Annotated in this window: 9 protein-coding genes; 3 read left to right on the forward strand and 6 right to left on the reverse strand. The window is 37.5% G+C overall.

Annotated features, from left to right (window positions below; genetic code table 11):
* The coding region (locus tag AC07WY_RS21250) for an ESPR-type extended signal peptide-containing protein (RefSeq protein WP_494737053.1) at positions 1-1,457 on the reverse strand (1,457 nt) is incomplete at its 3' end.
* A gap of 742 nt (positions 1,458-2,199) precedes the next feature.
* Here AC07WY_RS21250 and fmt point away from each other — a divergent pair.
* Positions 2,200-3,159, forward strand: coding sequence for a methionyl-tRNA formyltransferase (gene fmt / locus AC07WY_RS21255; protein ID WP_494737054.1), 960 nt, complete (start codon positions 2,200-2,202; stop codon positions 3,157-3,159).
* Positions 3,156-4,463 carry a 16S rRNA (cytosine(967)-C(5))-methyltransferase RsmB gene (gene rsmB, locus AC07WY_RS21260; RefSeq protein ID WP_494737055.1) on the forward strand — a complete coding sequence of 436 codons (1,308 nt, stop codon included), beginning with the start codon at positions 3,156-3,158 and terminating at the stop codon, positions 4,461-4,463. The genes fmt and rsmB overlap by 4 nt, the downstream gene beginning before the upstream one ends.
* 49 nt (positions 4,464-4,512) lie before the next feature.
* Here rsmB and AC07WY_RS21265 read toward each other — a convergent pair whose 3' ends face one another.
* From AC07WY_RS21265 to AC07WY_RS21280, 4 genes are all read right to left on the reverse strand, one after another.
* Positions 4,513-4,656, reverse strand: coding sequence for a methionine/alanine import family NSS transporter small subunit (locus AC07WY_RS21265; RefSeq protein WP_004718897.1), 144 nt, complete (start codon positions 4,654-4,656; stop codon positions 4,513-4,515).
* A 10-nt stretch (positions 4,657-4,666) separates the two neighbouring features.
* Positions 4,667-6,145: a sodium-dependent transporter gene (locus AC07WY_RS21270; protein WP_056515740.1), complete on the reverse strand. Its 1,479-nt coding sequence runs from the start codon at positions 6,143-6,145 to the stop codon at positions 4,667-4,669.
* 309 nt (positions 6,146-6,454) lie between these two features.
* Entirely contained in the window at positions 6,455-7,042 is a 588-nt protein-coding gene (locus AC07WY_RS21275) for a DUF1287 domain-containing protein (protein ID WP_262084744.1), read from the reverse strand.
* Positions 7,043-7,103: 61 nt separating this feature from the next.
* Entirely contained in the window at positions 7,104-8,552 is a 1,449-nt protein-coding gene (locus tag AC07WY_RS21280) for an aldehyde dehydrogenase family protein (protein WP_494737056.1), read from the reverse strand.
* Positions 8,553-8,689: 137 nt separating this feature from the next.
* On the opposite strand from AC07WY_RS21280, the gene AC07WY_RS21285 reads away from it, so the two are divergent.
* Positions 8,690-9,436 (forward strand): TIGR04219 family outer membrane beta-barrel protein, encoded by a 747-nt coding sequence (locus tag AC07WY_RS21285; protein WP_494737057.1) that lies wholly within the window; start codon positions 8,690-8,692, stop codon positions 9,434-9,436.
* A gap of 266 nt (positions 9,437-9,702) precedes the next feature.
* Here AC07WY_RS21285 and AC07WY_RS21290 read toward each other — a convergent pair whose 3' ends face one another.
* Positions 9,703-10,035, reverse strand: a complete 333-nt coding sequence (locus tag AC07WY_RS21290) for a hypothetical protein (protein ID WP_419316007.1) — start codon at positions 10,033-10,035, stop codon at positions 9,703-9,705.
* Between the last annotated feature and the right edge of the window lie 228 nt (positions 10,036-10,263).

Below are 10,263 nucleotides of genomic sequence, written 5' to 3' on the forward strand. Positions count from 1 at the left end.
ACATTGGTAATCTTTTTACCACCCGCATTGATCCCAGTCGTTTTATCAACCACCACAGTACCAACAGTCACTTTATCTGTGGTTACACCGGCGTTGTTAATCACGGTATTACCTGTGGTAACGCTGGTTAAGTTCAAGTCTTTGCTTAAAGCAAACGCAACATTGTTACCTGTCTTGGTTGCGGTAAGGTTAGTATCTCCTGGCGTTGCTACACCAATATCAACCGTGTCACCCGCTTTAATCGCACCACTGTTCTTACCGTTGGTTTGTAAGTTAAAACCACCTTTTAAGGTGCTGATATCAGTACCTTGGTTGGTAACAGTTGTCGTCAAATTACTTACGTTTTGATTGGTAGTAGTTAATTGACCAAAGTTAACGGCATCACCTGCTGCAGCACCTGCAGCAACATTTGTAATTTTTTGACTGTTTAAATTTGCCCCACCATTTAAATTACTAACTCCTGTAACACTTAAAGTCCCACCTGTTGCTAAATTTCCAGCAGTTACAGTGCCTGTAAATACAGGTGCTTCTGCCATCTGGATGCTAACGGTACTTCCACTCACAGATGTTTTTAAATTATTACCAGTATACGAACCTGCTGTAGAACCTGTTCCTGTGATATTCAGAGTCGAACCAAGTTTATTTGCTGAAGTTCCTGTATTACCTGCAAAAGTAATGGCTTTTGTTATTTCACTATTTAAGTTAGTTAAAGCAGCAGGTACTGTATTAACTGCAGCATAACTTGTTCCATCTGTCTTAGTAATAGTATAGCTTGGAGGTGCAACTACACCTGTTGTTGCATCAACCGTTGTACCTAGTGCTGTAGCAAGTGGTTTTATTTGTGAAACATTGACCGCATCATTATTTTTATAACCATTAGCAATATTCGCTACTCTCATAAAGCGATCATCTGTCCATGCACCACTCGCGACACCACCTACATATTTTGCATCGCCATTCGCATGACCGAAAGAAACGGTATTGTCTTCAACAACAGAGGCTTGTGCACCTAGGGCAAATGAGTTTTTCCCAATTGCAACAGCATCATTACCAATTGCAACTGCCCCTTTACCATCTAATACATTTTCACCTGAGTTTGCATATGCCCCACTACCAATAGCAATAGAACCACGACTAGCTGCTTTTGCATTATTACCAATAGCTGTTGCATATGGTTGGCTTGCACAAGGGGCTTGATCCCCTCCACCAATTGCAATAGCACCAGTTTGCCCTGTTGTTGTACTTGTACTGCTACAAGCAGCATTAATATTACCACCACCAGCACTATAACCTCCCGCGAATGCATCTGGCGAAAAGCTGATAGCCCCAACAATAGCAACAACTGCCCCGACAGAGCCTGTGATCTTAGAAGACTTGGTTTTCCCTTTTGCCAATTCAGAAACTGCAACCCATGCCGACAAAGTCGCATTCCAAATCACTTTGTAGATCTTATTCATATTACTTTTCCTTTAGGAGGTGCATTACAGCCGCTGATTTCGCCTCAATAATGCATATAAAATGTACAATTTTTTTTATTTAACAATTTACATACATTTAAAGCAATAGAAAAATTGAGATATATTTCACTTATTTTATTTTTTTAAACACATGGTCTAAACTTTTAAATAAAAAGCAAATTAACCATACATTTTTTAATTTTTATATCTATAAATCAGCAATTTATACACCAATCAAAAAACATTAAGATTTATTAAATACATATTGTTCTTAAATTGAGCATGTGACAAAATTTGTCACATTTATCAAAATAATGTGAGACTTAGTTTGCATTTGACATATTGTTAAATTTCGATTAACTGCCTATGGTTATTCAGTTAACAATTTTTTACTGCGAAATAGGTCACAATAATTCTAGTTTAAATCTCTAAATCATCTATTTGTTTAGATTAAGTTAAAAATAAGACCTATTTCTATCAATTTAAAGTGAAAAATTTTATATAAAAAAGTGATATTTATTTTAAAAATGAATGTTGGTTAATTTAGATTTACGCGAATTTTAAGGGTGTTGTAAAAAAGACATCTGCTGACTGTTTTCAAATCAGATAAGTGATCAAAACAAAATATACAATTGATCGTATTTTATTTTTTACATAGAAAATCCCGTATTTTCATTTGAAAACGCCACCGCATAATCAGGTTTGCTATAATTCAATTTAAAATTTAATCTGAGCATAACCTTTGAAGATCATTTTTGCAGGTACACCCGAATTTGCAGCTTCTGCTTTAGCAGCACTCATTGAAACTGATCACGAAATTGTGGCTGTGTATACTCAACCCGACCGTAAATCAGGTCGTGGACAAAAATTGACAGCTTCAGCCGTGAAACAACTTGCGCTCGCAAACAACTTACCCGTCTATCAACCACTCCATTTTAAAGCATCGACAGACGAAGGCTTAGCGGCTCAACAAGAATTGGCAGCTTTGAATGCAGATGTAATGGTGGTTGCAGCTTATGGTTTAATTTTGCCTCAAGCCGTATTAGATACACCGCGCTATGGTTGTTTAAATATTCATGGTTCTTTGCTACCACGTTGGCGTGGTGCCGCTCCGATTCAGCGAGCCATTGCAACAGGTGACACTGAAACCGGAGTTACGATCATGAAAATGGCGGCTGGACTAGATACAGGCGATATGATCTTTAAAACAGTGTGCCCAATCACAGCACAAGAAACCTCAGCGACTTTATATGAAAAACTTGCGATCCAAGGCGCTGAAGCAATTTGTGCGGTATTAGAATCAGAACAAAAATTACAACAATATTTAGATGCACGTGAAGTGCAAGATGAACAATTTACGGTATATGCACATAAACTCACAAAAACTGAAGCGCAAATTGATTGGACTAAATCAGCAGTTGAACTTGATCGCAATATTCGGGCATTCAATCCTTGGCCAGTCGCATTTACACCAATAGATGAAAGCAATAATTTACGTGTATGGAATTCTCAAATTTCAGACCTTACAGCCAATGGCGAAGCACCCGGGACCATTATCGAAATGAACAAACAAGGTGTACATGTGCTGTGTGGAGATGGTGTGATTTGTCTGACTAGCCTACAATGGCCAGGTGGTAAAGCCATTAACCCTGTACAAATTATACAAAGCCATAAACTTTCAGTAGGAAATATATTCGCATGAGCCAAATTCAATCATCTGCAAAAAATTTGAATTTGCGCGCACAAGTGGTTAAAACACTTTTAGCTGTTCAAAATGGACAGTCTTTGGCTTCCGTTTTAAACCAACATATCAATATTGTTTCTGAACGTGATCGTGGTTTATACCATGAGCTTACTTTGGGCTGTTTACGTCAGTGGTATTCTTTAAAAGCAATTACCTTACCCTTGCTCACAAAACCGTTAGACAATGAGGCACTAGAAAGTTGCTTATATTTGGGTTTATACCAGATTTTATGCACCCGTATTCCTGCACATGCGGCGATTTCAGAAACTGTCAATGCAGCGAAGCAATTAGGTTTTGAACCGATGAGTGGTTTGGTCAATGCCATCCTTCGTCGTGTTTCACGTGAAACAACTGAGTTTCAAACGGCTTTGAATAATACCCATGGTTTACCAAGCTGGCTGTTCAAACGACTTAAAAAAGATTGGGCTGATCGACTCCCTGAAATCTGTCAAAATTTAAAACAAGTTGCTCCACTAACGCTGCGTGTCAATGAGCGTCAAATTAGTCGTGATGAATATCTTGATATTTTAGATGAAGAACAGATTGATGCTCGTCCTTGTACACTTTCAAATGTTGGTATAGTTCTGGAACAAACGGGGAATATTACTCATTTACCTGGCTTTGAAGAAGGCGGATTTTCTGTTCAAGATGAACATGCTCAATTGTGTGCAACATTGTTACCCAACTTAGATGACAAAGTCATTATCGATGCTTGTGCAGCACCGGGTGGTAAAGCAGCTCATATCTTAGAACGTTTCAATCCTAAAAAATTAATCGCACTTGATCATGATGCTAAACGATTATTGCGTGTTTCAGAAAACTTGGAACGCCTTGAATTAAATGTTGACGCAACAGTTGAAATCATCACAGCAGATGCTACAACCTGGGTGCCTAAAGAGTTGGTCGATTGCATCGTATTGGATGCACCTTGTTCTGCTATTGGTGTTCTACGTCGTCATCCTGATATTCGCTTATTGCGTCAATCTACAGATATTCAGCAAGTGGTCGATCTGCAAAAGCAAATTTTAAAGCATATGTGGCAGCAGCTTAAAGTTGGTGGAACACTACTTTATATTACCTGCTCAATTCTAAAAGTTGAAAATGAACAGCAGATGGTCGAGTTTTTTGCTGAACATGCAGATGCTGAAGAAATCAAGATTGACGCAAACTGGGGAATAGAACAAATTCACGGTCGTCAATTGTTGCCTGAAGCGCATCATGGTGATGGTTTCTATTATTGCCGAATTCAAAAAACAGCTTAAAAAACGCATTAAAAAGCAGGCAAAATAGCCTGCTTTTTTTGACTCAAGTTTAAAGGGTATGGTGATCTTTAACTTCTTCCAGAACTTCATCCAGTTCTTCAGGGTTTTTCATCAAATGTAGGATCGATAAAATCAACCCACCCCATAAAAACACCATTGAAATAATCATCATCACGATTGCAGAAGTATTCATTTTGACGCTCCTATCGATCTTTCATTTTGCTAAGGACTAAAGCAATAACAGCACAGAAAATCACACTGCCCCAACCAAAGAACATCAACATACTTGAACTATAGGTATCGTATCCATTTTTAATCAAGCTAAAAACGGTCATAGTTAAAGTGACCAGCAAAATTAAAGAAGTGATTACGGTTAAAGTGAAATCCCAACCTTTACCAAGCTGCACAGTTGAAATACGATTCACATGATCACGTAACTCCATCAATGCCGAACGCTTAAACCACGCTATCGAAATAATTGACAATAATGCACCGCCAATAATCCCAATGTTATTGATAAAGTGATCGACGATATCTACCAGTTTAATCGAATTCACGCTAGAGAATAAGAAAATTGAAACCAGCGCACTACCACCACCAATGATGCTTACGGCTTTTTTACGTCCCCATTTTAACTTGTCTTGCATCGCTGCAATCGGCACTTCAAGGATACTCACCATTGAAGAAATACCCGCAACAAATAAAGAAGAGAAGAACAGTAAACCGAATAAATCCGCACCAGTCCCTAAACTAGAAATGATTTTCGGGAAAGCAATGAATGCCAAACCAATACCACCACTGACCACTTGATCTACAGGCTTGCCTGCTGAAAATGCCATAAAGCCCAGTGCCGCGAAGATACCAATCCCCGCAAGGATTTCAGTAGACGCATTGGCAAAACCAACAATGAGGCCCGAGCCTGTTAAATTGGTTTTTGGTTTAAGATACGAGGCATAAGTCACCATGATCCCAAAGCCAACAGAGAGTGAAAAGAACGTATGACCAAATGCTGCAAGCCATACTTTATAATCCCACATCGCTGCCCAGTTTGGTGTAAAGAAAGCATTTAAACCTTGAACTGCACCGGGTAAACGCAACGCTTGAATAACAAGAATCGTGAACAGAATAAACAGTAAAGGCATGAAAATTTTATTGGATAATTCAACCCCTTTTTTCACACCACCAAATAAGATGATCAACGTTAATGCCCAGATTCCTACAATTGGCCAAAATAAATGACCAACAAATTGAAAATCAAAACTTGTTGATTTTGAAGTTTGTAAATAGGTATTGAAGAAGAAGTTTTCAGGATCACTTCCCCACAATTGACCTACAGAAAAATAAACATAACTGCCAGCCCATGTCAGTACGCTGGCATAGTACAAACCAATAATGATACAGACACAGACTTGCCACCAACCTAAAGTTTCGCCCCCTTTAAATAAAGCACGATAGGCTTTAGGAGGGGAAGTATTACTTTTATGCCCTGTCGCATAGTCTAAAAATAACAGTGGCAAACCTGCCGTGATAAGTGCAATTAAATATGGAATTAAAAAAGCGCCGCCACCGTTTTCATAAGCAATGTAAGGAAAGCGCCAAATATTACCTAAACCGACAGCCGATCCAACAGCTGCGATAATAAAACCTGATCGTGATGTCCAGTTTTCACGAGATTCTGTCATAAAACACCTAATTCTGTAGATGTCCTCAAATGCTGCTTTTTTTCATTGTGATCTGCGAGCAAAAGAAGTACCAATTTTAAATTTTGTTGTTTGAATAAAACAGCACCTTTTGGGTGCTTTGTTATTATTCCAAACCAGTAACTTTGCAAACTTCTCGGTTAAAGTGCATCAACAAGATTACTGTTTAATGTTGTAACAATACTCGTTTTGCAGCGCTTTTTCTGTAATTTGTGTCCATTTTCTCAGGTTTTTTTTTCTTTTCATCACACATGGTTAATTTTTAGCTATTTTGCTTGGAATTGCCTATTTCTAATTGACCGTCTTGGGTAGTCGATAATGCCCAATGATTTTATATTCATGCAAAATATCATTTTCACGTGTTCCAGAACCAATGTTATGAATAACCAAAGGTGTTTTTGACAACATTGTGGTTTTATTTGAAATGATACCAATGTGGGTTAAACCTTTACCTAAATCCCATGCCACGATATCACCTGCTTGATACTTTTGATCATTTACTTGATAACCTTGACGCTGAAAATAGGTCATGATATTTGGAACCCGTCGATGATCAATATTTCGATCGGTTGCTTTTAAACCCCATTTTTGTGGATATTTTTTAAAATTGGCTTTCATATCTTCATGAATACGTTGTTGCAGATCTATACCTTGATGGCGTAAGGCGCGAATAACCACGTCTGTACATACACCTTTGATCAATGGAACATCACCCATTGGATAAGACAACTGAGTATAAGCAGGATCATAATAAAGTGTTTTCAAAATCTGAGAACGTGCATCATTTACCAGTTTTTCAGATTGAAATGCCCAAATTTGCACACTCAGTAAGCAAAGTAAAATCATTAAAAATAATGAATTGAAAAATTTTATTATCATTTTTTAACTCTATATATAAAATTCAAAGAAATAAGGAGCCGTAGCCCCTTTGAATATTAACTTATTGTTTGATCACAAGTAAGCGCTCTTCCTGCATATCACCAATTGCAGACTGAATTCCCTCACGACCTAAACCCGAATCTTTCACACCACCATATGGCATATTATCAACTCTGAAGGTGGGTATATCATTGATAATTACCCCGCCCACATGTAGATGATCCCATGCATAAAGCATCTTATTGAGATTTTGAGTATATACACCAGCTTGTAAACCAAAGCGACCTCGGTTAATCAGTTCGATACCTTTCTCAAATGTTTTATATTTTTCTAAAATTGCCACAGGGCCAAATGCTTCATTTTGATAAATTTCAAGAGATTCATCGACATTTTCAAGCAAAGTTGGCTCGAATAAAACCCCTTTTAAAGTGCCACCAATTAAGATTTTCGCACCCTTTTTCTCCGCTTTATCTACCCATTTTTTTAAACGAATCGCTTCTGCCTCCTTGATCATTGGGCCCACTATCGTGGTTTCTACATGTGGATCTGCAGCAGATACTTTTTTCAATTTTGCTAAGATTTTTTTTCTAAATTCTATATAAATATCAGCATGGACTAAAATTCGTTGCACACTAATACACACCTGCCCCGCATGCCCATATGCACCACCAATCACTCGATCAATCAATGCATCACTTATTTCTGTATCAGGTTCAATTAAAACAGCTGCATTCCCCCCCAATTCGAGGGTTACTTTTTTACGACCAGCACGTGCTTTCATATCCCAACCTACTTGATCAGAACCGGTAAAACTGAGCAGCTTAAAGCGATCATCCGTCACTAGCACATCAGCATGCTCTCGTGGACAAGGCAAAATTGAAAATGCGCCTTTTGGTAAATCTGTTTCAGCCAAAATTTCTGCGATTTTTAATGCGGAAATTGGCGTCAAACTTGCCGGCTTTAATACAAATGGACAGCCCGCTGCTATTGCTGGTGCAATTTTATGTGCTGTTAAATTCAAAGGAAAATTAAACGGACTGATCAGAGACACTGCGCCAATCGGCACATGTTGTACCATCCCCCGATATGCAGAAGCCGCAGCGGTAACAGCCAAAGGCATTAAATGACCATCATTGATTGTGGAGACTGCATCTGCCGCTAGTTGGAAAGTATTAATCAGCCTTTCAACCTCAGCTGCTGCAGCAAGTTTAGGCTTTCCACCTTCGATAATTAAAATTTGGGTTAATTCTTCACGGAGCTCTTTAAAGCGCTGAACACAATGTAACAGTATTTTTTGCTTCTGAAATGGTTTTAAAGCAGCCATTTCTTTCTCTGCTTTCACAGCTGCACTGATGGCTTTTTCTAAAATTTTTGCATCCGCTAAAGCCACTTTTGCATAAATTTTCCCCGAAAATTTATCATGAACTTCAAGCCATTGCCCTGATTTAATCGCTTTATTGGCGACATAAAGTGGGAATTCAATCACTGCTTGATCAATAGAATCACTCATCCTACACCCTCGATTTAATCTTTTTAATAATGCAAAATTTGATAAACCCCTATATCATGCCTTCAGTTGGTACAGTATTGAAATGTATTTAAGTAACAAAAATATAGGATGAAAAATCATTTCATCAAGAAGGACATATGAAATCTATTCAATTACCCTTATTTATCGCAGCCCTAGGTCTAAGTTCATTTGCTCAAGCTGATTTTATTGGTTTAAAAGGTGATATTAGTTATTGGAGTATTGGTGGAGATTCTCAAATCAACCACAAAACATCCAGTCTATCCAACAAAACGGGGACAGATAATTTATTATTAGATCCTTATACTGGGCTAAACGCAAAACATGATTTAGATACCAAAGGCACGATTCAAGCCTCTGTTGCTTTTGAGCACCCGATTCCAATCATTCCCAATGTAAAATTAAAATATACCAAGTTAGATACTGAAACTGAGTCTAATAATGAGTTTGCTAAAACTAAAATTGATTTAGACCATACAGATCTTATTCTTTACTATGAAATCTTAGACAACATTGTAAAAGCTGATGTCGGTGTAGGGGCAACTAAACTCAACGGTACTGTAAAGCAATTTTCACAAAATGTTGATATTGATGAATATGCACCGATCCTTTATGCAGAAGCTGGCGCAAAACTACCATTTACAGGTTTAAGCGCAAAAGCTGAGGCGACTTATACCAATGTCAATGATGTAAAAATCACGGATGCTCAGGCTGAAATTCAATATGATTTTGTTAAATCTATTGTTTTAGATCTTGGTGCCAAAGTGGGTTACCGTGTTTTAAATATCGAACTCAGTGATTTAGATAACCGTGATATGAAGTTTAATTTTAAAGGGCCTTATATTGGTTTAAATGCCCATTTTTAATAGAGAATACCCGTTTATGATCATGTAAGCTTTTTCTTACATGGTCTGCCGAATTATGCGTGTAGGCAGAACAGCTAAATTTTAATACTATAAACACATCAGGAAACAGGAAGTTTCCATTAAAAACAAGAATAAGATAGGACGATAACGCAGGATAGCGAAAGGTACGACAGGAGTTATACCTCAGAACCAATACAAAAAACCTCAGGCATGGATGTCTGAGGTTTTTTATTTTGAATACACTAAAAACAATTAAAGTAAAAAACTTACCACTTCATAAAAGCCATTCCTTCAATAGCATCAATTTGAATCAGTTCAGTTTGTTTTTGAACCAGTTTAACCGCTTCATGCAAACTTATTGTTTTTGTATAAGAGCCTTTTTGATCAGGAACAGGAATATCTGCATCTAATGAATAATCATCATTAACGATAAACTGTAAAGTACGATCATTTTTATCAACGATCCCTAAAAAGTTTTCTGGCCTGATTAACACAGATTGCATTAGTTCTATGATTTCATCGATAGATGCATACTGATTTTGAGTGGGTAAAACCTCTTCACCATCATAATCTGTAAAGAAAAATTGGAAAATCAACATATTATTAACTGTTTTTATCGTAATGCTTTAATTTTTAGCATAAAGAAACGGCTGGTTCAATAGCTCGACTCTTTCTATATCCCTTACTTCAATAATGATCATGATGAGAGATACAGAAAATCAGTTCAGTTGCATCAATGCACAAGCTTAATCAGTCATCAATTAGCTTAATATAACGAGATCTGTTTCATTTCGCTATAAACACCGTGCATAAAAAAACACCCCGCT

It is taken from the genome of Acinetobacter sp. GW821-FHT01C12, assembly GCF_059422625.1.